Genomic DNA, 24,219 nt, shown 5'->3' with positions numbered 1-24,219 from the left:
TTCCCATGTCCGAAGACAACATCCTCACCTGTGACGGCTGGGTTCGCGGCCGCCTGATCCATGCGCACGGCAAAGTCGTGTCCATCGAAGGCCAGCCCTGCGATCCGGCCAGCAATGACCTGCCCTACCTGCTGCCCGGTTTCATCGACCTGCATGTCCACGGCGGTGGCGGCAAGGACATCATGCAAGGCGCCTCGGCGTTCGAAACCATCGCCCGCACCCACGTGCGCTTCGGCACGACCGCGCTGCTGGCCACCACCATGACCGCGCCCAGCGAAGAAATCGCCAGCGTGCTGCAGGCCCTCGGCGAGTTCTGTGAACAACGCCCGAACGGCAGCGCCCGAGTCCTGGGCGTGCATTTGGAAGGCCCTTACATCAACCCCGGAAAACTCGGCGCGCAACCGAATTTCGCCCACACCGCGCTGATGGCCGAGGTGGAGAGTTACCTGGCCCTGGCGCCGATCCGCGTGATTACCATCGCCCCGGAAATCGCCGGTCACGATGCCTTGATCCGCGCCCTCAGCGCCCGGGGCGTGCGCATGCAGATCGGTCATACCCTGGGCAGTTATGAAGAAGGCGTCGCGGCGTTGGCCGCCGGGGCCAGCAGTTTCACCCATTTGTATAACGCCATGAGCCCGTTGCATCACCGCGAGCCAGGCATCGTCGGCGCGGCGCTGGCCCATGCTCAATATGCCGAGTTAATTCCGGACTTGCTCCACGTACACCCCGGTGCGATGCGCGTGGCCTTGCGTTCGATTCCGTGCCTGTATTGCGTCACCGACTCCACCGCCGCCGCGGGCATGCCCGATGGCGAATACAAGCTGGGTAGCCACACCGTGACCAAGTGCCTGGGCGGCGTGCGCCTGGCCGATGGCACTTTGGCCGGCAGCACCCTGACCATGGACCAGGCCCTGCGCAACCTGGTGAAAATCGGCTTGCCCATCGCCGAAGCGTCCCAGCGCCTGTCGCAATTTCCCGCCGATTACCTCGGCCTGCCCGAGCGCGGCCGCTTGCAACCCGGCGCCTGGGCCGACTGCGTGCGCCTTGACCGCTCCCTGACCCTGACCGACGTGATGGTCGAAGGAGAAGCCATTGACTTCCAAAATGCTTGAAGAGGCCTTGGCCTCGTGGGAAGCCGTCGAGCGCCAGTTACAGCAACTGGACCCGGCCCTCGAGGAAATCGCCGGACGCCTGCGCCGTCAGCCACCGCAAGTGGCGATGACCGTCGCCCGTGGCAGTTCCGACCACGCCGCCAGCTATTTCGCCTACCTCACCATGCAGCAACTGGGCATCCCGGTGGCCTCGTTGCCGATGTCGGTGGTGACCATGCAACAGGCGCCGCTGAAGGTCGGTGGCCAGGTAGCATTCGCGTTTTCCCAATCGGGACAGAGCCCGGACCTGGTGAACAGCCTGCGCCTGTTGCGCAAGCGTGGCGCCTTGAGCGTGGCCCTGGTCAACGCCACCGATTCGCCCCTGGAAGCCGCCTGTGAATTCAGCGTGCCGCTGTGTGCCGGCGTCGAAAACAGCGTCGCCGCCACCAAGAGTTTCATCGCCACCCTCAGCGCCAGTGCGCGGCTGGTGGCGCACTGGAAGGACGACGCCGAGTTGCTGGAAGCCGGCAGCGCCCTGCCCGAAGGTTTGCAAGAGGCCGCCCGCCAGGATTGGCGTGCTGCCGTCGAGGCCCTGCGCGATTGCCAGCGGTTGATGGTCATTGGCCGTGGCGCCGGGTTCGCCATCGCCCAGGAAGCGGCGCTCAAATTCAAGGAAACCTCGGCGATCCAGGCCGAAGCCTTCAGCAGTGCCGAGGTTCGTCATGGGCCGATGGCGCTGATCGATGAAAACTACCCGTTGCTGGTGTTTGCCCCTCGCGGTGCCGAGCAGGCCGGCGTGTTGAGCCTGGCCGCCGACATGCGCCAGCGCGGCGCCCGGGTGTTGCTGGCGGCGCCGGATGACATCGCCGAACGCGACCTGACGCTGACCCGCGCCGAACACCCGTCCCTGGACCCGATCCTGGCGATCCAGAGCTTTTATGGGATGGCCGCGAGCCTGGCCGTGGCCCGAGGCCTGGATCCGGACCAGCCACGGTACTTGAGCAAGGTCACCCGTACGCACTGAACCGACGGTTTTCTTTTTATAGAGAGTCTGATGAGAGCGCCCCATGCCCAACAATAATAAAGAGCTGACCCTCAGCGCCCCGCTCAGCGGCCCGGTGCTCACCCTCGCCAACGTCCCGGACGCGGTGTTCGCCAGCGGCGCCATGGGCGACGGGATCGCCATCGACCCGCTGAACGACACCCTCTACGCGCCCTGCGCTGGTGAAGTGATTCACGTCGCCCGCACTGGCCACGCCGTGACCCTGCGGGCCGACAACGGCGCCGAACTGTTGCTGCACCTGGGCCTGGACACGGTCGAGCTGCAGGGCGACGGGTTTTCCATGCTGGTCAAGGAAGGGGCGCGGGTCAGCAATGGTCAGCCGCTGCTGCGTTACGACGTGGACAAAGTGGCACTGCGCTGCAAGAGCCTGGTCAGCCTGTTGGTCATCACCAACGGCGAACACTTCCAGGCGCGGCCCATCACGCTCAAGGGGGTGAAGGTCGGCGAACCACTGCTGCATATCATCGCCAAGGCCCCGGGCGAAACGTCACACGATGACCAGCAGATCGGCCACGAAGTCTTCGGCCAGGTCCGCATCGCCCATCGCGGCGGCCTGCATGCCCGGCCGGCGGCGCTGATTCGCCAGACCGCCCAGGGCTTCAAGAGCCGCTCGCACCTGCATTTCCAAGGCAAGTCGGCCTCTTGCGACAGCGTGATGGGGATGATGGGCCTGGCCATCACCGAACAAGCGCAAGTGCACGTCAGTTGCCAGGGCAGCGATGCCGAGGCGGCGCTGCAAGCCTTGCTGGCGACCTTATCCACAGCCCTGGCGGAAGAAGCCCATGCCGTGGCGCCGGCCATCAAGCCGCAACGCCCTGCCGCCGAAAACGGTGTGCTCCATGGCGTGTGTGCCGCCCCCGGCCTGGTGACCGGGCCGCTGGTTCGGCTGAATGGCATTCAATTGCCCCAGGACACTGGCGGCCATGACGTCGAAGAGCAGCGACACCGCTTGGACAATGCCTTGGCTCAGGTCAGTGGCGAAATCCGCCTCACCCTGGAAATCGCCAAGGCCCGACGCCACCGCGACGAAGAAGCGATCTTCAGCGCTCATCTGGCGTTGCTCGAAGACCCAGTGTTGCTGGATGCCGCCTACCTCTTTATCGAACAAGGCAGCGCCGCGACCCACGCCTGGAGCCATTCCATCGATGGGCAATGCCAGGTGCTGCAACAACTGGGCAGCACATTGCTGGCCGAGCGCGCCAATGATTTGCGCGACCTGCGCCAACGGGTCCTGCGGGTGTTGCTGGGTGAGGCCTGGCAATTCGACGTGGCGCCCGGCGCCATCGTCGCCGCCCAGGAACTGACCCCGTCGGACCTGCTGCAACTCAGCGCCCAAGGCGTGGCCGGCGTGTGCATGGTCGAGGGCGGCGCAACCTCCCATGTGGCGATCCTGGCCCGGGGCAAAGGCTTGCCGTGCCTGGTGGCACTGGGTGACGAGCTGCTTGCCCAGGCGCTGGGGCAAGGGGTGGTGCTGGATGCAGACGACGGTCGCCTCGAACTTAGGCCCAGCGCCGAGCGCCTGGCCCAGGTGCATCAAGAGCAGCTCCGGCAGACCAGCCGACGCGCCCAACAACAAGCGCTCGCCCACACCCCGGCCCAGACCCTTGACGGCGTCACCGTGGAAGTGGCGGCCAACGTCGCCTCCAGCGACGATGCAGCCCAGGCCTGGGCAAACGGTGCCGACGGTGTTGGCTTGCTGCGCACCGAATTTCTGTTCGTCGACCGTCATACCGCGCCCGACGAAGAGGAACAACGCCAGGCCTACCAAGCCGTGCTCGAGGCCATGGGCGACAAGCCGGTGATCATCCGCACCATCGACGTGGGCGGTGACAAGCAACTGGATTACCTGCCGCTGCCGACCGAAGCCAACCCGGTGCTGGGTCTGCGCGGCATTCGTCTGGCCCAGGTGCGACCGGATCTGCTGGACCAGCAACTGCGGGCCTTGCTGCAAACCCGTCCGCTGCGGCGCTGCCGGATCCTGTTGCCCATGGTCACCGAAGTCGACGAACTGCTGCACATCCGCCAACGCCTAGATGCCCTCGGCACCGAACTGGGCCTGGGCGAACGCCCGCAATTGGGAGTGATGATCGAAGTGCCGGCCGCCGCGTTGCTGGCCGAACAATTGGCCGAGCATGCGGACTTCCTGTCCATCGGCACCAACGACCTGTCGCAATACACCCTGGCCATGGACCGCGACCACGCCGGCCTCGCCGCCCGGGTCGATGCCCTGCACCCGGCGCTGCTGCGGCTGATCGCCCAGACCTGTGCCGGCGCGGCGAAACATGGTCGCTGGGTGGGTGTATGCGGCGCCCTGGCCTCCGATCCACTGGCGATGCCGGTGCTGATCGGGCTGGGTGTACGTGAACTGTCGGTCAGTCCGCCGCAGATCGGCGCAATCAAGGACCGCGTGCGGCACCTCGACGCCGCCCAGTGCGCCCGCCTCAGCGGCGAGCTGCTGAACCTGGGCAGTGCCGCCGCCGTGCGCCAAGCCTGTCATCAACACTGGCCCCTGGGCTGAGCCACGTCGAAGAACAATAAAGGGAGAGACGCCATGTACCAGCATTTCATCGAAGGACTGCAACGCCTCGGCCGGGCACTGATGCTGCCCATCGCGATCCTGCCCATCGCCGGCCTGTTGCTGCGCCTGGGCGACACCGACCTGTTGAACATCGCCATCATCCACGATGCCGGCCAGGCGATTTTTGCCAACCTGCCGCTGATCTTCTCCATCGGCATCGCCGTGGGCTTCGCCCGGGACAACAACGGGACGGCGGGGTTGGCCGGGGCCATCGGTTACCTGGTGATGATCGCGACCTTGAAGGTGCTCGATGCCAGCATCAACATGGGCATGCTCGCCGGGATCATCAGTGGCCTGCTGGCCGGCGCGCTGTACAACCGTTTCAAGGACATCAAGCTGCCGGAATACCTGGCGTTCTTCGGTGGTCGGCGCTTCGTGCCGATTGTCACCGGTTTCAGCGCCGTGGGCCTGGGGGTGGTGTTCGGCCTGATCTGGCCGCCGATCCAGCAGGGCATCAACAGTTTCGGCGCCTTGCTGATGGAAAGCGGCAGTTTCGGTGCCTTCGTGTTCGGCGTGTTCAACCGCCTGCTGATCGTCACCGGCCTGCACCACATCCTCAATAATATGGCCTGGTTCATCTTCGGCAGCTTCACCGATCCGCAAACCGGCGCGGTGGTCACCGGCGACCTGACCCGCTACTTTGCCGGCGACCCGAATAGCGGCCAGTTCATGACCGGCATGTTCCCGGTGATGCTCTTCGGCCTGCCCGCTGCGTGCCTGGCGATGTACCGCAATGCCCTGCCCCAGCGGCGCAAAGTCATGGGGGGGATCCTGCTGTCCATGGCGCTGACGTCGTTTCTCACGGGTGTCACCGAACCGATCGAGTTCGCCTTCATGTTCCTTGCGCCGCTGCTGTTCCTGTTGCATGCCTTGCTCACCGGGCTGTCGATGGCGATCACCGATTGGCTGAACATCCGCTTGGGCTTTACCTTCTCCGGCGGCTTCATCGACATGGTGCTCGGCTGGGGCAAGTCGAATAACGGCTGGCTGGTGGTGCCGGTGGGACTGGTCTATGCCGTGATCTATTACACGGTGTTCGACTTCTGCATTCGCCGCTTCGACCTGAAAACCCCAGGGCGTGAAGAAGTGCCCGCCGGTGACAAACCGGTCATCGCCCAGAACCAACGAGCCGGGGCCTACATCGAAGCACTCGGCGGTGCCGACAACCTGATCACCGTCGGCGCCTGCACCACTCGGCTGCGGTTGGACATGGTGGATCGCAACAAGGCCTCCGACGCGCAACTCAAGGCCCTGGGCGCCATGGCCGTGGTGCGTCCCGGCAATGGCGGGAGTTTGCAGGTGGTGGTCGGGCCGATGGCCGACAGCATCGCCGATGAAATCCGCCTGGCCCTGCCTTCCTCCGACCGCCCTGCCGCTACACCCGTGGCCACGGTGGTTGAACCGGCCACAGCGACCAGCGTGTCCGGGGTCGAAGCGCAACAGTGGCTGGATGCGCTGGGTGGCGGTGGCAACGTGTTGCAGCTCGATTGCGTGGCGATGAGCCGGTTGCGGGTGCGCCTGGCCGATGGCAAAAGACTGTCGGAAAGCGGCCTCAGGGCACTGGGATGCCAGGGGGTCAGCCCGTTGGAAGGCGGTGTCTGGCACCTGTTGCTGGGGGAGAAAGCGCCGGGGTTGTGGCAAGTGTTGGAGGGGGTGGTGGTGAGCCGTCAGGCCGATGTGAAAGCCTAGTCCCCCAATCTCTGTGGCGAGGGAGCTTGCTCCCGCTGGGGTGCGAAGCAGCCCCTTGGATCTGCCAGACGCACCGAGTTGCCAGAGTGTTATTGGGGCTGCTGCGCAGCCCAGCGGGAGCAAGCTCCCTCGCCACAGGGTTCCGTTTACACCGGTGAATCGCTATCGCGAGCAAGCTCCCACAGAGAATTTGTGTTGTTCGACCGGTGATCCACACCACTCTCTCTGGAAAAGTACAATCCCCGTGGCGAGGGAGCTTGCTCCCGCTGGGGTGCGAAGCAGCCCCTTGGATCTGCCAGACACACCGAGTTGCCAGAGTGTTATGGGGCTGCTGCGCAGCCCAGCGGGGGCAAGCTCCCTCGCCACAGGGTTCGTGTACATAGATAAATCGGCTTCAAATAGCGCCCAATAAAAAACCCGCTGATTCATCAGCGGGTTTTTCATTTCAGCGGCCAGGGATCAAAAGTCCTCCAACCGCCACACTTCATACGCCGGTGTCTCGTAGGGATGGCTCTGTTTCAGCGCGTCCACCACCCCACGAATCAGCTCCTCGGCTACGACAAGCTCCACTTTCCATTCCTCGACCTGCTCGACCTGCCCCGCCTCGCCGATGAACGGCTGGCTGCCGTCCAACGGGCGAAACTGGCCCAGGCCCAACACTTGCCAGGCGCAGCGGTCATAGTCGCCGATTCGCCCGCCACCGGCAGCGAATACGGCGCTTTTGACCACGTCCAGATGGCTGGCCGGGACGAAGAAGCAGAGCTTGTACACCGTCTTAGTTCACCCAGACGCGCGCGTTGCGGAACATGCGCATCCAAGGTGCGTCTTCGTTCCAGTCGTCCGAACGCCACGAGTTCTGCACCGCGCGGAATACTCGCTCCGGGTGCGGCATCATGATCGTGACGCGGCCGTCGCGGCTGGTCAGGCCGGTGATCCCGCGCGGCGAGCCGTTCGGGTTGGCCGGGTAGGTTTCGGTGACCTTGCCGTGGTTGTCGACGAACCGCAGCGACACGCAACCGGACAGGTCCGCTTCGAGCAGCGCCTCTTCGCTTTCGAATTCCGCATGGCCTTCGCCGTGGGCGATGGCGATCGGCATGCGCGAACCGGCCATGCCCTGCAGGAAGATCGAGTTCGACTCCTGCACCTGGACCATTGCCACGCGCGCTTCGAACTGCTCGGAACGGTTACGCACGAAGTGCGGCCAGAACTCGCTGCCCGGGATCAGTTCGTGCAGGTTGGACATCATCTGGCAACCGTTGCACACGCCGAGGGTGAAGCTGTCGGTACGTTCGAAGAAGCCCTGGAACGCATCGCGGGCACGGCTGTTGAACAGCGCCGACTTGGCCCAGCCTTCACCGGCACCCAGCACGTCACCGTAGGAGAAACCGCCACAAGCGACCATGCCCTTGAAGTCATTCAGGTCGACACGACCAGCCAGGATGTCGCTCATGTGCACGTCGATCGCGTTGAAACCGGCACGGTCGAATGCCGCCGCCATTTCCACCTGGCCGTTGACGCCCTGCTCGCGCAGGACCGCCACTTGTGGGCGAATGCCTTTCTTGATGTAGGGCGCGGCCACGTCGTGGTTGACGTCGTAGCTGAGCTTGGCGCTCAGGCCCGGGTTGTCTTCTTCCAGCAGTGCATCGAATTCCTGCTCGGCGCAGTCGGCGTTGTCCCGCAGGCGCTGGATCTGGTAGCTGGTTTCCGCCCACTGGCGCTGCAACAGGCTGCGCTGGCCGTCGAAGACGGTGTCGCCGTTGAAGGTGATGTTGATGTGGGCGTTGTTGATCGGCTGGCCGATCACCGAAACGCAGTCGGCCAGGCCAGCCGCGCTGAACTGGGCGAGGATGTCCGGGGTGGCGTCCTGGCGAACCTGGATCACCGCGCCCAACTCTTCGTTGAACAGGATGGCCGGGATTTCGGCGCTGGACTCGGCCACGCTGTCGAGGGTCAGGCTCAGGCCGCAGTGACCGGCAAAGGCCATTTCCACCACGGTGGTCAGCAAGCCGCCGTCGGAACGGTCGTGATAGGCCAGCAGGTGACCATCGGCGTTGAGGCCCTGGATCACGGCGAAGAACGCTTTCAAGTCTTCGGCATCGTCGACGTCCGGCGCTTGCGAGCCGAGCTTGCCGTGCACCTGGGCCAGGATCGAGGCGCCCATGCGGTTTTGGCCACGGCCCAGGTCGATCAGGATCAGATCGGTGGTGCCCTTGTCCATGCGCAGTTGCGGGGTCAGGGTCTGGCGGATGTCGGTGACCGGGGCGAAACCGGTCACGATCAGCGACAGCGGCGAGGTCACGCTCTTGTCCACGCCTTCATCGTTCCAGCGCGTGGCCATGGACATGGAGTCCTTGCCCACCGGAATGGTGATGCCCAGCTCCGGGCAGAGCTCCATGCCGACGGCCTTGACGGTGTCGTACAGGCGGGCGTCTTCACCCGGGTGACCGGCGGCGGACATCCAGTTGGCCGACAACTTGATGTCGGAAATCTTGCCAATGCGCGAAGCCGCGATGTTGGTCAGGGTCTCGCCGATCGCCATGCGACCCGACGCCGGGGCGTCCAGCAGCGCCAGCGGCGTGCGCTCGCCCATCGCCATGGCTTCGCCGGTGTAGACGTCGAAGCTGGTGGCGGTCACGGCCACGTCAGCCACCGGCACCTGCCATGGGCCGACCATCTGGTCACGGGCCACGAGGCCGGTGATAGTGCGGTCGCCGATGGTGATCAGGAAGCTCTTGCTCGCCACGGCCGGGTGATGCAGTACACGCTCGATGGAGTCGGCGATGTCGAGTGTCGATGGATCGAAATCATCGCCCAGCTCCGCTTCGCGAACGGCCGAACGGTGCATGCGCGGGGCCTTGCCCAGCAGCACTTCCAACGGCATGTCCACCGGGCTGTTGCCGAAGTGACTGTCGGTGACGGTCAGTTGCGGCTCGGCGGTGGCCTCACCCACTACCGCGAACGGGCAGCGTTCGCGCTCGCAAATGGCCTGGAAGCGTTCGAAGTCGGCCGGGCCGACCGCCAGGACGTAACGCTCCTGGGATTCGTTGCTCCAGATTTCGTGCGGGGCCATGCCCGGCTCGTCGTTCGGAATGTTGCGCAGTTCGAAGCGGCCACCGCGGCCGCCGTCGTTGACCAGTTCCGGGAAGGCGTTGGACAGGCCGCCCGCGCCGACGTCGTGGATGAAGCTGATGGGGTTGTGTTCACCCAACTGCCAGCAACGGTCGATGACTTCCTGGCAACGGCGTTCCATTTCCGGGTTTTCCCGCTGGACCGACGCAAAGTCCAGGTCGGCCGAGCTGGTGCCGGTGGCCATGGAGGAAGCAGCGCCACCGCCCAGGCCGATCAGCATGGCCGGGCCACCGAGGACGATCAGCTTGGAGCCGACCAGGATCTCGCCTTTCTGCACGTGGTCGGCGCGGATGTTGCCCATGCCGCCAGCCAACATGATCGGCTTGTGGTAACCACGGACTTCCTCACCGCGCGGGGTGGTGATGGACTGTTCGAAGGTACGGAAGTAACCGGTCAGGGCCGGACGGCCGAATTCGTTGTTGAACGCCGCGCCCCCCAGGGGGCCTTCGATCATGATGTCCAGGGCGTTGACGATGCGCTCAGGCTTGCCGTACGGCTTTTCCCACGGCTGTTCAAAACCCGGGATCTGCAGGTTCGACACGGTGAAGCCGGTCAGGCCGGCCTTGGGCTTGGCACCGCGCCCGGTGGCGCCTTCGTCGCGGATCTCGCCACCGGAACCGGTGGACGCGCCCGGGAACGGGGCGATGGCGGTCGGATGGTTGTGGGTCTCGACCTTCATGAGGATGTGCACCGGCTCCTGGACCGCACCGTACTGGCGGGTCTCAGGGTTCGGGTAGAAACGACCGGCAACGTTGCCGACGATCACCGCCGCGTTGTCCTTGTAGGCCGAGAGCACACCTTCGTTGTGCATCTGGTAGGTGTTCTTGATCATGCCAAACAGGCTTTTTTCCTGGCTCTGGCCGTCAATGTCCCAACTGGCGTTGAAGATCTTGTGGCGGCAGTGCTCGGAGTTGGCCTGGGCGAACATCATCAGTTCGATGTCGTGCGGGTTGCGCTTCAAGCCCTGGAAAGCGTTGACCAGGTAATCGATCTCGTCTTCGGCCAGGGCCAGGCCCAGTTCGCCGTTGGCTTTTTCCAGCGCGGCACGGCCGCCGCCCAGTACGTCGATGGCGGTCAGTGGCTTGGGTTCGGCGTGGCTGAACAGGCCGGCGGCCTGCTCCAGGTTGCCCAGCACGACCTGGGTCATGCGGTCATGCAGGCCGTCGGCGATCAGTTGGGCCTCGGCCTCGCTGAACTCACCGGCGACATAAAAGGCAATGCCGCGCTCCAGGCGCTGGACTTTCGCCAGGCCGCAGTTGCGGGCGATATCGCTGGCCTTGCTCGACCACGGCGAAATGGTGCCGAAACGCGGCAGTACCAGGAACAGGCGACCGGCCGGCTCCTGGACAGGAACACTGGGACCGTACTTCAGAAGGCGCGCAAGCACCTGCTGTTCGTCGCCGGTCAAACCGCCGGTGACTTCGGCGAAGTGAGCGAATTCAGCATACAAGCCACTGACAGCCGGAACCTTCTGGCTCAGTTGCTCAAGGAGTTTGCTGTGGCGAAAGGCAGAAAGGGCAGGAGCGCCGCGCAGGATCAACATCTTCGGGACAGCCTCGGGAAGGGGGTGTGCTTTGAGGCCGTGCATTCTAGCCTAAACCGCCGGCAACGGCACCCGAAACGGCACGCGCAGTGCTGGCCGAATGTCGGTCTTTGCGTGCGCGACGGTATCGGACACCCGCGCCAAGGCTGCCGAAGAGATATTTTTCAGCGATGCAAAGCCCTGCGCGCCCCGGCCGGCCTGTGTTGCGGACATGTTTTGCAATGGCTAGCAGACTGGCCTTTTGCTGTCGAGATATGGCGGTAGGGGCCGTTTGCGTATACTGCGCAGATGTTTTCCCCAACGGCTTTGCGTCCGCGATATGCCAGATGGCTGATCGCAACCGGACTCTTCCTGGTGCTCAGTGGTTGTGTTGAGAAACCCAACACACTGGAGCGCGTAAAGGAGGATGGCGTGCTGCGGGTGGTTACCCGAAACAGCCCCGCCACCTACTTTGAGGATCGTAACGGTGAAACCGGCTTCGAGTACGAGCTGGTGAAGCGCTTCGCCGACGATTTGGGGGTGGAACTGAAGATAGAGACCGCCGACAACCTCGACGATCTGTTCAGCCAGATCGGCAAGCCCAACGGTCCGGTATTGGCGGCCGCGGGCCTGGTCAGCAGCGAACAGCGCAAGAAGCAGGTACGGTTTTCCCGCTCCTACCTGGAAGTCACCCCGCAGATCATCTACCGCAACGGCCAGTCACGCCCCACCGACGCCGCCGCTTTGGCCGGCAAAAAAATCATGGTGCTCAAGGGCAGCACTCACGCCGAACAACTGGCACAGCTTAAACAGCAATACCCGGGCATCGAATACGAAGAGTCCGACGCGGTTGAAGTGGTCGACCTGCTACGCATGGTGGATGAGGGCCAGATCGACCTGACCCTGGTGGACTCCAACGAAGTGGCGATGAACCAGGTGTACTTCCCCAACGTGCGCGTGGCGTTCGACCTGGGCGATGCCCGCAGCCAGAGTTGGGCGGTCGCACCCGGTGAGGACAACAGCCTGCTCAACGAGATCAACACTTACCTCGAAAAGGTGCAGAAGAACGGCACCCTGCAGCGCCTCAAAGACCGCTATTACGGGCACGTCGATGTTCTCGGCTACATGGGCGCCACCACCTTCGCCCAGCATTTGCAGCAACGGCTGCCCAAATACGAACAGCACTTCAAGGCCTACGCCAAGAAAGAGAAAGTCGATTGGCGCCTGCTGGCTGCGATTGGCTATCAGGAATCATTGTGGCAACCGGCGGTCACGTCCAAGACCGGCGTGCGCGGCCTGATGATGCTGACCCAGAACACCGCCCAGGCCATGGGCGTGTCCAACCGCCTGGATCCGAAGCAGAGCATCATGGGCGGCGCCAAGTACCTGGCCTACATGAAGGACCAACTGGATGAAAGCATCCAGGAGCCCGACCGCACCTGGTTCGCCCTCGCTGCCTATAACGTGGGCAGCGGCCACCTGGACGACGCCCGCAAACTGGCGGCCAAGGAAGGGCTGAACCCGAACAAGTGGCTGGATGTGAAGAAGATCCTGCCGCGCCTGTCGCAGAAACAGTGGTACAGCAAGACCCGCTATGGCTACGCCCGGGGCGGCGAGCCGGTGCATTTCGTGGCGAACATCCGTCGCTACTACGACATCCTGACCTGGGTGACGCAGCCGCAGCTCGAAGGCAACCAGGTGGCCGAGGGCAACCTGCACGTGCCGGGCGTCGACAAGAGCAAGCCTAACCAGGAAAGCCCGCAGCTCTGACGGCTGCACACACCCCTGATGCAGTGATGAACCAGTGTGGCGAGGGAGCTTGCTCCCGCTGGGGCGCGAAGCGGCCCTAGTAACTCCCTGGCAACCCGGTGTGTCTGGCAGACCCAAGAAGCTGCTGCGCAACCCTGATGCAGTGATGAACCATTGTGGCGAGGGAGCTTGCTCCCGCTGGGGCGCGAAGCGGCCCTAGTAACTCCCTGGCAACCCGGTGTGTCTGGCAGATCCAAGGGGCTGCTGCGCAGCCCAGCGGGAGCAAGCTCCCTCGCCACAATGAATCAGGCAAGCCCTAAGTGAGCAGCCAGTCTTATGGCCGCGGTCAGGACTTGGCGGCAGCCAGGATCAACGCCTTCATCTCCGCCACCGCCGACTTGAACCCGACGAACAACGCATGGGCCACCAGTGCATGGCCGATGTTCAGTTCATTGATGCCCTTGATCGCCGCGACGGCCTCGACGTTGTGGTAGTGCAGGCCATGGCCGGCATTGACGATCAGGCCCTTGGCCAGGCCGAAGGCGACACCGTCAGCGACTCGCTGCAGCTCATCGGCCACATCCGTGGGAGTCTCGGCATCAGCGTAACGGCCCGTGTGCAGCTCGATGGCCGGTGCGCCAACACGCTTGGAAGCCTCGATTTGCCGTTCGTCGGCATCAATGAACAGCGATACCTCGGCGCCGATCTTCGACAAGCGCTCCACTGCCAAGCTGATCCGCGCCTCCTGCCCCGCCACGTCGAGGCCGCCTTCGGTGGTCAGCTCCTGGCGAGTCTCCGGCACCAGGCAGATGTGCGCCGGGCGGATGAGCTCAGCGAACGCCATCATCTCTTCGGTCACGCCCATTTCGAAGTTCATGCGGGTTTGCAGCACGTCCTTGAGCAGCAGCACATCTCGCTCCTGGATATGACGACGGTCTTCACGCAAGTGTACGGTGATGCCGTCGGCACCCGCCTCTTCCGCGTCCAATGCGGCCTTGACCGGATCCGGGTAACGCGTACCGCGGGCCTGGCGCAGGGTGGCGACATGGTCGATGTTCACGCCGAGAAGAATGCGATTGCTGGTGCTCACAAAAAGGCTCCTGAATGGACGAATAGTCGGCCCACAGCATACGGGTTGATCAGGGCTTGCGAAACAACTCGCGACTGACCAGTGGCCGCCCGCCCAGGTGCACAGCCAGGGCCTGGCGCATCAGCCGCTTGGCTGCCGACAAGGCGCCTGGCGCACTCCAGTCGGCCTCGGCCATCGCCAGCAGCTCAGCCCCATTGAACAGCCCCGGTTGCAACAGGTAGACCTGCTCCAGGCCAGCATCCACCTGTAAGCGGTAAAGACCGTCCGCCGCGACGGGTTCGCCGTGCAGATCAGTGTTCAGAGCGAAGCCGTAGCCCAGGTCATCCAGTAGCCGCCACTCAAAGGAGCGCAGCAGCGGCTCCAGCGGCCGCCCTTCAGCCAGGGCCAGCAGCGTGGCGGCGTAGTGGTCGAAGACGGCAGGATGGGGATCTTCGGCCGGCAGCAGGCGGATCAACAGTTCATTGAGGTACAAGCCGCTGAACAGCGCCTCACCGTTGAGCCACGCCGCGACGCCATTGCTTTCCATGCGCCCGACATTTTTCAACTCGCCTCGACCACGGAACTCGACTTCCAGCGGCACGAACGGTCGCGCCAGTGTCCCGGCCTTGCCCCGCGCTCCACGCAACACCGCCCGCAGCCGCCCTTGCGGCGTGAGGAAGTCCACCAGGGCGCTGCTTTCGCGGTAGGCGCGGCTGTGGAGGACGTAGGCGGGTTGGGCGATGGGTTGGCTTGGGGACATCAGGGGCCTGAATATCAGAAGATATCGACTATGGAAGAGAGCCTTGTGGCGAGGGAGCTTGCTCGCGCTGGGCTGCGAAGCTGCCCCTTGGATCTACCAGACACACCGAGTTGCCGGAAGGGTATTGGGGCTGCTGCGCAGCCCAGCGGGAGCAAGCTCCCTCGCCACAAGAGCCCGCCCACCATGATCCGGGGATTACAGGTCGCCGTAACCCAACGACCGCAGCGCCCGCTCGTCGTCGGACCAGCCACCCTTCACCTTGACCCACAGGTTGAGCATGATCTTGGAGTCGAACAGCAGTTCCATGTCCTTGCGCGCCTCGGTGCCGATGCGCTTGATGCGCTCGCCCTTGTCGCCAATGATGATTTTCTTCTGGCCGTCACGTTCGACGAGGATCAAGGCGTGGATATGCAGGGTCTTGCCCTGTTGCTTGAACTCTTCGATCTCGACCGTGATCTGGTAGGGCAGCTCGGCCCCCATCTGACGCATGATTTTCTCACGCACCAGCTCGGCGGCGAGGAAACGGCTGCTGCGGTCGGTGATCTGGTCTTCGGGGAAGAAATGATCGTTTTCCGGCAGATGTTCGGCAATGACCCGCTCCAGCGCGTCGAGGTTATGGCCGTGCTGGGCAGAGATCGGGATGATCTGGGCGTTCGGCAACTGTTCCTGCAACCAGGACAGGTGCGGCATCAGCTCAGCCTTGTCTTCGATCCGGTCGGTCTTGTTCAGCGCCACGATCAGCGGGCCGGTGACATATTGGACGCGCTCGAGGACCATCTGGTCTTCTTCGGTCCACTTGGTGCGGTCGACCACGAAGATCACCACGTCGACGTCTTTCAACGCCGCCGAGGCAGTCTTGTTCATGTAGCGGTTCAGGGCCTTTTCGCCGCCCTTGTGCATGCCCGGGGTGTCGACGTAGATCGCCTGCACGGCGCCTTCGGTCTTGATGCCCAGCATGTTGTGGCGGGTGGTCTGGGGCTTGCGCGAGGTGATCGCCAGCTTCTGGCCCAGGATGTGGTTCAGCAGCGTGGATTTACCCACGTTCGGCCGACCGACAATGGCGACATAGCCGCAGCGGGTGACGGTTGTATCAGTCATTGCCATTCTCCACACCCAGGGCAATCAATGCTGCGGCGGCCGCTACCTGTTCGGCAATACGACGACTCACACCCTGACCCCGGCTTTTTTCATTCAATAGGACCACTTCGCATTCGACGAAGAAGGTACGGCAATGCGGCTCACCCTGGATATCCACGACTTCGTAGCGCGGTAGCTCGCAACTGCGCGATTGCAGGAATTCCTGCAAACGGGTCTTCGGATCCTTGTTGGTGTCCACCAGCGTCAGGCTGTCGATCTCGGACGTCAGCCAGGCCAGCACGCGTTCACGCGCCATTTCCATGCCTGAGTCCAGATAGATCGCGCCAATCAACGCTTCCAGGGCATCGGCCAGGATAGATTCGCGACGGAAACCGCCACTTTTCAGCTCGCCGGAGCCCAGGCGCAGGTAGTCGCCCAGGTCGAAACCACGGGCCAGTACGGCCAGGGTCTCACCTTTTACCAAGCGCGCGCGCAAACGCGACAATTGGCCTTCGCGGGCCAGCGGGAAACGCTCGAACAGCGCCTCACCGGCCACAAAATTGAGGATGGCATCACCGAGAAATTCCAGGCGCTCGTTGTTGCGCCCGGCAAAACTGCGGTGAGTGAGGGCCAGGAGCATTAGGTCCTGGTCCTTGAAGGTGTAGCCGAGCTGACGCTCGAGACGGCTTAGAGAAACGCTCACGGTTTACCCACGCTGAGTTCGTGGCTGGATTCCACCGCCACGGCGGCAAGGCGCCGTTGGCTTGGGACAATTAACGCTGTGTTCAAAAATACGTCCTGACTATCGTTGGCTTCATGCCTTCGGGCAACCTTGCGCAGGCTCCAGAAAAGCATTCGGCGCTGTGATCAACAGCGCCGTGGGTGATTACTTGATCAGGCCAACCCGCGAGAAATTCGGCAGGTGACTGAGTTTGGGTTCCGGCCAGCTCATCCAGACCGCAAAGGCCTTGCCGACGATGTTCCGGTCCGGGACCATGCCCAGCAGGTCCTTGGGAATGTTCGGATCATCCCAGTACCGGCTGTCGTTGGAGTTGTCGCGGTTGTCTCCCATCATGAAGTAGTGCCCCGCCGGCACGGTCCACGAATGGTCCGGTGTCGCGCGGTAGCGGCTCATTTCCTTGCGGATCAGGTGCTCGGCCTCGCCGAGTTTTTCCCGGTAGAGCTCGGCACTGCCCAGCGTACCCGGCTCGGAGCCGAGCAACTGTTCGGCCACGGATTCGCCATTGACGAACAGGCGCTTGTCGGCGGTGTAGCGAACCGTGTCGCCCGGCAGGCCGACGACACGCTTGATGTAGTTGACGTTCGGGTCGCTCGGGAAGCGGAACACCATGACATCGCCGCGTTGCGGATCACCGACTTCGATGACTTTCTTGTCGATCACCGGCAGGCGGATCCCGTAGGAAAACTTGTTCACCAGGATGAAATCGCCCACGTCCAGGGTCGGCTTCATCGAGCCGGAGGGGATCTGGAAAGGCTCCACCAGGAACGAGCGCAGCACCAGCACGATGAACAACACCGGGAAGAACGACTTGCCGTATTCGACCAGCAGCGGTTCCTTGTTGAGCTTTTCGATCACCACACCATCAGGCTGGCTGACGCTGCCCTGATAAGAGGCGATGGCCGCCCGGCGCCGAGGCGCCAGGAACAACAGATCAAGCAACGCCAACAGGCCGCAGACAAACACGGCGATAACCAGCAACAGCGGGAAATTTAGCGACATAGGACCTAACTATCCAACCTGAGCACCGCAAGGAAGGCTTCCTGTGGAATTTCCACGTTACCGACCTGCTTCATGCGTTTTTTACCGGCCTTCTGCTTTTCCAACAGCTTGCGCTTACGGCTGACGTCGCCACCGTAGCATTTGGCCAATACGTTCTTTCTGAGCGCCTTGACGGTTGTACGCGCCACAATCTGCCCGCCAATGGCGGCCTGGATTGCCACGTCGAACATCTGCCGCGGAATCAGTTCCTTCATCTTCTCGGTCAATGCACGACCTTTGTAGTGCGCGTTGTCACGGTGCACGATCAATGCCAGGGCATCGACTTTCTCACCGTTGATCAGCACATCCAGCTTCACCAGATTAGCCGATTGGTAACGATCGAAATGATAGTCCAGCGAAGCATAGCCGCGACTGGTGGATTTGAGGCGGTCGAAGAAGTCCAGTACCACCTCGTTCATCGGCAGGTCGTAGGTCACCTGGACCTGCGTGCCGAGGAACAGCATGTCGTGTTGTACGCCACGCTTCTCGATGCACAACGTAATGACGTTGCCCAGGTGCTCCTGAGGCACAAGGATGTTGGCCCGCACGATCGGTTCGCGCATGTCTTCGATGGCCGACAGGTCCGGCAGCTTGGACGGGTTGTCGACGTAGAGGGTCTCGCCGTTCTTGAGCAGCAGCTCGAAGATTACCGTCGGTGCCGTGGTGATCAGGTCCAGGTCGTATTCGCGCTCCAGGCGCTCCTGGATGATTTCCATGTGCAACATGCCCAGGAATCCGCAACGGAAACCGAAGCCCAGGGCATCGGAGCTTTCCGGGGTGTATTGCAGGGACGAGTCGTTCAGGGTCAGCTTCTGCAGGGCTTCGCGGAAATCCTCGAAGTCGTCGGAGCTGACCGGGAACAGGCCGGCATAAACCTGCGGCTGGATGCGTTTGAAACCTGGCAACACATCGACATCGGGGGTGGAACTCAAGGTCAGGGTGTCGCCGACCGGCGCCCCGTGGATGTCCTTGATACCGGCGATGATGAAGCCCACTTCACCGGCCTTCAGGTCTACGGTAGCGGTGTGTTTCGGGTTGAATACACCGACGCTGTCCACCAGGTGGATCTTGCCGGTGGACTTGACCAGGATCTTGTCGCCCTTCTTCACGCGGCCATGGCGCACGCGAACCAGGGACACCACGCCCAGGTAGTTGTCGAACCAGGAGTCGATGATCAACGCTTGCAGCGGATCTTCGATGTTGCCGGTCGGCGCGGGAATGGTGTGCACCAGGCGCTCGAGCACTTCGTCCACGCCCAGGCCGGTCTTGGCGCTGCAGGTGACCGCGTCGGTGGCGTCGATGCCGATGATTTTCTCGATTTCTTCCTTCACGCGGTCTGGATCGGCCTGGGGCAGGTCGATCTTGTTCAGCACCGGCATGACTTCCAGGCCCTGCTCGATGGCCGTGTAGCAGTTGGCAACCGACTGGGCTTCGACGCCCTGGCCGGCATCGACCACCAGCAGCGCACCTTCACAGGCCGCCAGCGACCGGCTGACTTCATAAGTGAAGTCGACGTGGCCCGGGGTATCGATGAAGTTCAGCTGATAGGTGATGCCGTCGCGGGCCTTGTAGTAGAGGGTAACGCTGTGGGCCTTGATGGTGATCCCGCGTTCACGTTCGAGGTCCATGGAGTCCAGGACCTGGGCTTCCATTTCACGCTCGGCCAGGCCGCCGCACATCTGGATGAAGCGATCGGCCAGCGTCGACTTGCCATGGTCAATGTGGGCGATGATGGAGAAATTGCGGATATGACTCAAATCACTCACGGATCAACACTCAAAAAGGCTGCAGGCATAGCCCGCCGAAAAATAGCCGGGAATTGTACCTGATAGACCGCGCAAGCGTCACGTTCGCCGGTCGATGAGCTCTTGTGGCGAGGGAGCTTGCTCCCGCTGGGCTGCGAAGCGGCCCTCGATTTATCCGCCACGGCGATATGTCAGGCAGGCTGTAGGGGACTGCTGCGCAGTCCAGCGGGAGCAAGCTCCCTCGCCACAGAAGCCCGCTCGCCACAAGAATCGGGGTCAACCCGCCCGACGCAACAGCCAGAGCCCGGCCAACGCGCAGACACCGGCCGGCACCAGCACCGCAAACAGCGGTGAGAAGCCGAACACCAGGCTCGACGGCCCCAGCAGATCCTGGGCAATGCGGAAAGTGAAGCCCACCAGTACACCGGTAAACACCCGCTGGCCAAGGGTCACCGAACGCAGCGGACCGAAGATGAAGGAAATCGCCATCAACACCAGGGCGGCAGTGACCAACGGCTGCAACACCTTGACCCAAAAAGCCAGCCAATAGCGGCCGTTATTCAAGCCCTGGTCCGCCAGATAGTGGATATACCCCCACAAGCCGGTAATCGACAGGGATTCGGGCGCCATCACCACGGTGCTGAGCAGTTGCGGGCTGATCGACACGTCCCAACGCTCCTGCGGGGCGGCGACCACCTCGGTGCGCTTGTCATGGAACAAGGTGGTAGTGACATCGATCAACTGCCAGTGGTCCTCAGCGAATTTGGCGCGCTTGGCGAAGCTCGACGACAGCATGTGCCGCTGGTCGTCGAAGCGATAACGGGTCACCCCGTACAGAATGCCGTTGGGCTGGACCGAGTTGATATGGATGAACTCGTCGCCCTGGCGGTGCCACAGGCCGTGCTTGGCGCTTTGCGCATCGCCGCCGCCCTGGGCCAGGGAACGGTTGGCCTGGGCAGTATTTTCGGTGGCTGGGGCGATGTATTCGCCGATCAGCACACCCACCAGCATCAACACCAGCATGGGCTTCATCACCGCCCAGACGATCCGACCAATGGACACGCCGGCGGCGCGCATGATGGTCAGCTCGCTATTGCTGGCCAGGCTACCCAGGCCGATCAGGCAACCGATCAGCGCGGCCATCGGCAGCATGTCGTACAAACGCCGTGGCGCCGTCAGCAGCACGTAGCTCGCCACGTCCGTCAGCGTATAGGTGTCGCTGACATCGCTCATTTCATCGATGAAGGCAAACAGGGTCGCCAGACCGAGGATGATCCCCAGCACCGCAAGGATCGCCATGAACACGCTGCTGCCGATGTAGCGATCGAGTTTAACCACGGGCCACCTCCAGCGCGCTGCGACGACTGGCCAGCTTCAGGCGTAGCGGCTCCCAATAGAGCAGCCCCAGGCCGATGGCCAGGAAGATCGAGTGCACCCACCACAGGCCCAAGGCGGGCGGGATCTTGCCTTTCTCCAACGCACTGCGAGCGGAAATCAGGATGGTCAGGTAAGCCATATACAGAAGAATCGCCGGCAGCAGCTTGAGGAAACGCCCCTGGCGCGGGTTGACCCGCGACAGCGGGACCGCCATGAGGGTCACGATGAACACCAGCAGCGGCAAGGACAGGCGCCATTGCAGCTCGGTACGGGCACGAATGTCCTTGTTGCCCAGCAGGCTGGCGGTCGGCATCGCGTCGCGATCAGTGACTTCGTCGCTGACCTCGGGCTTGGGCAACAGCACGCCATAGGTGTCGTACTTGATGGCCCGGTAATCGGCCTGTCCCGGCTTGCCGTCATAGCGATAGCCGTTTTCCAGGATCAGGTAGCGGTTGCCGTCGGGGTTGATTTCCTGCCGGCCCTTCTCGGCCACCAGCACGGAAATGCCACGGTCCTTCTTGGTATCCGAAGACAGGTTCTTTTGGGTAATGAAGACGCCGGCCAGGTCGATCCGGTCGTCCGAGAGCTGTTCGGTGTAGGTCACGCGCGTACCGTCGCGCAGGGCCTGGAAACGCCCTGGCACCAGGGTGTCGAACTCGGTCATGGCGTCCTGCTGGTTGATCAGCAACTGGAATTGGTTGGCGCCTTGGGGGGCCAGGCTCAGGCTCAGCCAGGCCACCACCAACGCCACCAACGTGGCCGGGAACAGCGTCATGCGAAACAGGCGCTGTTGGCTCATACCGGTGGCCGACAGCACGGTCATTTCGCTGTCCAGGTACAAGCGCCCGTAGGCCAGCAGGATGCCGAGGAACAACCCCAGCGGCAGGATCAATTGCAAGAAGCCCGGCAGGCGGAACCCCATGATCAGGAACAGCGAGCCCGGGTCCAGGGCGCCGGAAGCCGCCTGGGCGAGGTATTTGATGAAGCGCCCGCTCATGATGATGACCAGCAGCACGGCGCTGACGGCGCTCAGGGTCAGCAGGACTTCACGGGATAGATAACGAAAGACGATCACACCAGACACTCCAGGGTTGTCAGGCTGGGTTTTGTATGAAAAGTGCCTGCGCGACGATCATGCTGCGTTGAAAACAGGCTCGGAATGCTCATTGACAGCCAGTCAACTCCGCTTCCTCGCCTGTTTTCGCCTTGCCTGATCGCCGCTCGACGACTTTGCATAAAAACCCTTAAGGCGGCCAAACAAGCAAACGTATCGAGTCGGCCCGCCAACGCGAGCCGCCGAAAAAAGAGCCGCATTATCCTGTGATTGGAGGCGCCTGTCACTTCGCACGCTTTAAGCCGGTGCTTAAAGCCAAAAGTTAGCGCCGTCGAGGGTTGTCAGGCTCGGGCGCCGAGGTTCAAACTGCGGCCTTTGTCGCCGGCGCGACCGTGACCGTTTCACTCAGGACTTGTGGCGAGGGAGCTTGCTCCCGCTGGGCTGCGTAGCAGACCCCGCTTCTTTGCGGTTGCTGCGCAACCGAGCGGGAGCAAGCTCCCTCGCCACAAGTCAGCGCCTGGCATCTTGACCATTGACTCAGGGATCCGGACATGGAACTGGTTGTAAAAAGCGTCAGCCCAGAAACGTTGAAAACCGCCACGCTGGTGGTTGCCGTCGGTGAAAACCGCAAACTCGGCGTGGTCGCCACCCAGCTCGATACCCTGAGCGGCGGGGCCATCAGCGCCGTACTCAAGCGCGGCGACCTGGCCGGCAAGGTCGGCCAGAGCCTGTTACTGCACAACCTGCCCAACCTCAAGGCCGAGCGCGTGCTGCTGGTGGGCGTGGGCAAGGACGCTGAACTGGGCGATCGTCCGTTCCGTAAAATCATCGCCGGCGTGCTGGGCACCCTCAAGGGCCTTGGCGGCGCTGATGCCGCCCTGGCGTTGGACGAGTTGGTGATCAAGGGCCGCGATAGCTACGGCAAGAACCGCTTGCTGGCCGAAACCCTGGTAGACGGCGAATACCGGTTCGACCAGTTCAAGAGCCAGAAAGCCGAACCCCGCACCCTGAAAAAAATCACCGTGCTGACCATCAAAGCCGCCCAGGCTGAAGTCCAGCGCGCCGTGACCCACGCCACCGCGATTGCCAACGGCATGGCGTTTACCCGCGACCTGGGCAACCTGCCACCGAACATCTGCCACCCGACGTTCCTCGGCGAACAAGCCAAGGCACTGGGCAAGGAATTCAAGGGCCTGAAGGTCGAAGTCTTCGACGAGAAGAAGATCAAGGACCTGGGCATGGGCTCGTTCTACGCCGTTGGCCAGGGCAGCGCCCAACCACCGCGCCTGATCGTCATGCAATACAACGGCGGCAAGAAATCCGAGAAGCCGTACGCCCTGGTCGGCAAGGGCATCACCTTCGACACCGGCGGCATCAGCCTCAAGCCGGGCGCCGGCATGGATGAGATGAAGTACGACATGGGCGGCGCCGCGAGCGTGTTCGGCACCCTGCGCGCCGTGCTCGAACTGCAACTGCCGATCAACCTGGTGTGCATCCTGGCCTGCGCCGAGAACATGCCCAGCGGCACGGCCTCGCGTCCGGGTGACATCGTCACCACCATGAGCGGCCAGACCGTTGAAATCCTCAACACCGACGCCGAAGGCCGCCTGGTGTTGTGCGACGCCCTCACCTACTCCGAGCGCTTCAAGCCGCAAGCGGTGATCGACATCGCGACCCTGACCGGTGCTTGCATCGTCGCCCTGGGCTCCCACACCTCGGGCCTGCTGGGCAACAACGACGAGCTGATCGGCCAACTGCTCAGCGCCGGCCAACAAGCCGACGACCGCGCCTGGCAACTGCCGCTGTTCGATGAGTACCAGGAACAACTGGACAGCCCGTTCGCCGACATCGCCAACATCGGTGGTCCGAAAGCCGGGACCATCACCGCGGCGTGCTTCCTGTCGCGCTTTACCAAGAACCTGAACTGGGCGCACCTGGACATCGCCGGCACGGCGTGGACCAGCGGCGGCAAGGACAAGGGCGCCACCGGTCGTCCGGTGCCCCTGCTGACCCAGTACCTGCTGGACCGCGCCAAGGCCTGACACCAATGACCGTCGTTGGCCTCACCCTCGGGTGGGGTCATCGGCGGCTCAGGAACCGCAATGACCAAAGTCGATTTCTATATCCTGCCCAGCGCCGACCCGTCGGCGCGGCTGGATTTCGCCTGCAAGCTCACCGAAAAGGCCTGGCGCATGGGCCACCGCATCTACCTGCATTGCAGCGATGCCGCCCAGCGCGAGGACCTGGACGCACGCCTGTGGGCTTTCAAGGGCGAGAGCTTCGTGCCCCACGGCCCGGCCGAAAGCGAACCCGAGGGGGTGATCGTGCTGGGACTGGGGGACGACTGCGGCCAGCACCAAGACCTGCTGGTCAACCTCGACCTGAAAGTTCCGGCCTTTGCCCAGCGCTTCGCCCGTGTGGCGGAAGTGGTGGTCGAAGACCCGGCCATCCGACAAGCCGCGCGGGAGAGTTTCCGTTTCTACCGCGAACAGGGCTATCCTCTGCAAGACCACCGTTTACAGCGACTCTGAGCCCT

General features: G+C 63.1%; 17 protein-coding genes. 7 read left to right on the top strand and 10 right to left on the bottom strand.

Translation table 11 applies throughout. The annotated features are described in order from the left end of the window. The first annotated feature begins 5 nt into the window (after positions 1 to 5). The 4 genes from nagA to nagE are packed head-to-tail and all read left to right on the top strand — an operon-like array spanning position 6 to position 6,421. Positions 6 to 1,112, top strand: coding sequence for an N-acetylglucosamine-6-phosphate deacetylase (nagA, locus tag V7773_RS12255; RefSeq protein ID WP_336073593.1), 1,107 nt, complete (start codon positions 6 to 8; stop codon positions 1,110 to 1,112). Beyond that, a complete protein-coding gene (locus tag V7773_RS12250) occupies positions 1,093 to 2,115 on the top strand; it encodes an SIS domain-containing protein (protein ID WP_336073592.1) in 1,023 nt (340 codons plus the stop codon). The genes nagA and V7773_RS12250 overlap by 20 nt, the downstream gene beginning before the upstream one ends. A 43-nt stretch (positions 2,116 to 2,158) precedes the next feature. Continuing rightward, a complete protein-coding gene (gene ptsP / locus V7773_RS12245; protein WP_336073591.1) occupies positions 2,159 to 4,672 on the top strand; it encodes a phosphoenolpyruvate--protein phosphotransferase in 2,514 nt (837 codons plus the stop codon). Between the two features lie 33 nt (positions 4,673 to 4,705). After that, complete coding sequence (nagE, locus tag V7773_RS12240; protein ID WP_336073590.1) at positions 4,706 to 6,421, top strand: N-acetylglucosamine-specific PTS transporter subunit IIBC; 1,716 nt, start codon at positions 4,706 to 4,708, stop codon at positions 6,419 to 6,421. 459 nt (positions 6,422 to 6,880) lie between these two features. On the opposite strand, the gene V7773_RS12235 is transcribed toward nagE, so the two are convergent. Then, positions 6,881 to 7,192, bottom strand: a complete 312-nt coding sequence (locus V7773_RS12235; RefSeq protein ID WP_336073589.1) for a YqfO family protein — start codon at positions 7,190 to 7,192, stop codon at positions 6,881 to 6,883. 4 nt (positions 7,193 to 7,196) lie between these two features. Further along, on the bottom strand, positions 7,197 to 11,093 hold the full coding sequence (gene purL, locus V7773_RS12230; protein WP_336073588.1) for a phosphoribosylformylglycinamidine synthase: 3,897 nt from the start codon (positions 11,091 to 11,093) through the stop codon (positions 7,197 to 7,199). A gap of 288 nt (positions 11,094 to 11,381) precedes the next feature. Here purL and mltF point away from each other — a divergent pair, with 288 nt between their 5' ends. Continuing rightward, entirely contained in the window at positions 11,382 to 12,842 is a 1,461-nt protein-coding gene (mltF, locus tag V7773_RS12225) for a membrane-bound lytic murein transglycosylase MltF (RefSeq protein WP_336073587.1), read from the top strand. Positions 12,843 to 13,167: 325 nt separating this feature from the next. Here the strand turns inward: mltF and pdxJ are convergent, their stop codons facing one another. The 8 genes from pdxJ to lptF form a co-directional block, all read right to left on the bottom strand. Beyond that, positions 13,168 to 13,911, bottom strand: a complete 744-nt coding sequence (pdxJ, locus tag V7773_RS12220; RefSeq protein WP_058544095.1) for a pyridoxine 5'-phosphate synthase — start codon at positions 13,909 to 13,911, stop codon at positions 13,168 to 13,170. A gap of 49 nt (positions 13,912 to 13,960) precedes the next feature. Further along, a complete protein-coding gene (recO, locus tag V7773_RS12215) occupies positions 13,961 to 14,650 on the bottom strand; it encodes a DNA repair protein RecO (RefSeq protein ID WP_063324535.1) in 690 nt (229 codons plus the stop codon). A 195-nt stretch (positions 14,651 to 14,845) separates the two neighbouring features. After that, positions 14,846 to 15,748: a GTPase Era gene (gene era / locus V7773_RS12210; RefSeq protein ID WP_072345611.1), complete on the bottom strand. Its 903-nt coding sequence runs from the start codon at positions 15,746 to 15,748 to the stop codon at positions 14,846 to 14,848. Continuing rightward, entirely contained in the window at positions 15,741 to 16,430 is a 690-nt protein-coding gene (rnc, locus tag V7773_RS12205; protein WP_057448995.1) for a ribonuclease III, read from the bottom strand. Before rnc ends, era begins: the two co-directional genes overlap by 8 nt. Before the next feature lie 183 nt (positions 16,431 to 16,613). After that, a complete protein-coding gene (gene lepB / locus V7773_RS12200; RefSeq protein ID WP_063324533.1) occupies positions 16,614 to 17,468 on the bottom strand; it encodes a signal peptidase I in 855 nt (284 codons plus the stop codon). A gap of 5 nt (positions 17,469 to 17,473) precedes the next feature. Continuing rightward, a complete protein-coding gene (lepA, locus tag V7773_RS12195) occupies positions 17,474 to 19,273 on the bottom strand; it encodes a translation elongation factor 4 (protein ID WP_063324532.1) in 1,800 nt (599 codons plus the stop codon). Between the two features lie 255 nt (positions 19,274 to 19,528). Continuing rightward, positions 19,529 to 20,590 (bottom strand): LPS export ABC transporter permease LptG, encoded by a 1,062-nt coding sequence (gene lptG / locus V7773_RS12190; RefSeq protein ID WP_336073583.1) that lies wholly within the window; start codon positions 20,588 to 20,590, stop codon positions 19,529 to 19,531. Next, entirely contained in the window at positions 20,583 to 21,704 is a 1,122-nt protein-coding gene (lptF, locus tag V7773_RS12185; RefSeq protein ID WP_063324530.1) for an LPS export ABC transporter permease LptF, read from the bottom strand. Before lptF ends, lptG begins: the two co-directional genes overlap by 8 nt. A 530-nt stretch (positions 21,705 to 22,234) precedes the next feature. On the opposite strand from lptF, the gene V7773_RS12180 reads away from it, so the two are divergent. Then, positions 22,235 to 23,725 carry a leucyl aminopeptidase gene (locus tag V7773_RS12180; protein ID WP_063324529.1) on the top strand — a complete coding sequence of 497 codons (1,491 nt, stop codon included), beginning with the start codon at positions 22,235 to 22,237 and terminating at the stop codon, positions 23,723 to 23,725. A gap of 60 nt (positions 23,726 to 23,785) precedes the next feature. Beyond that, on the top strand, positions 23,786 to 24,214 hold the full coding sequence (locus V7773_RS12175) for a DNA polymerase III subunit chi (protein WP_092223652.1): 429 nt from the start codon (positions 23,786 to 23,788) through the stop codon (positions 24,212 to 24,214). Positions 24,215 to 24,219: the final 5 nt, after the last annotated feature.

It is taken from the genome of Pseudomonas sp. 3JA (assembly GCF_036961705.1).
GTDB classification, from domain to species: domain Bacteria; phylum Pseudomonadota; class Gammaproteobacteria; order Pseudomonadales; family Pseudomonadaceae; genus Aquipseudomonas; species Aquipseudomonas fluorescens_Q.
Note: the sequence above shows the minus strand (reverse complement) of the source record. Positions and strands in the feature narration are given on the sequence as shown.

Bases quoted from the DNA above. Each gene is read 5' to 3' on its own strand.
- nagA (WP_336073593.1), top strand. From the start codon at position 6: ATGTCCGAAGACAACATCCTCACCTGTGACGGCTGGGTTCGCGGCCGC.
- ptsP (WP_336073591.1), top strand. From the start codon at position 2,159: ATGCCCAACAATAATAAAGAGCTGACCCTCAGCGCCCCGCTCAGCGGC.
- nagE (WP_336073590.1), top strand. From the start codon at position 4,706: ATGTACCAGCATTTCATCGAAGGACTGCAACGCCTCGGCCGGGCACTG.
- purL (WP_336073588.1), bottom strand. From the start codon at position 11,093: ATGTTGATCCTGCGCGGCGCTCCTGCCCTTTCTGCCTTTCGCCACAGC.
- mltF (WP_336073587.1), top strand. From the start codon at position 11,382: ATGTTTTCCCCAACGGCTTTGCGTCCGCGATATGCCAGATGGCTGATC.
- recO (WP_063324535.1), bottom strand. From the start codon at position 14,650: ATGTCCCCAAGCCAACCCATCGCCCAACCCGCCTACGTCCTCCACAGC.
- era (WP_072345611.1), bottom strand. From the start codon at position 15,748: ATGACTGATACAACCGTCACCCGCTGCGGCTATGTCGCCATTGTCGGT.
- lepB (WP_063324533.1), bottom strand. From the start codon at position 17,468: ATGTCGCTAAATTTCCCGCTGTTGCTGGTTATCGCCGTGTTTGTCTGC.
- V7773_RS12180 (WP_063324529.1), top strand. From the start codon at position 22,235: ATGGAACTGGTTGTAAAAAGCGTCAGCCCAGAAACGTTGAAAACCGCC.
- V7773_RS12175 (WP_092223652.1), top strand. From the start codon at position 23,786: ATGACCAAAGTCGATTTCTATATCCTGCCCAGCGCCGACCCGTCGGCG.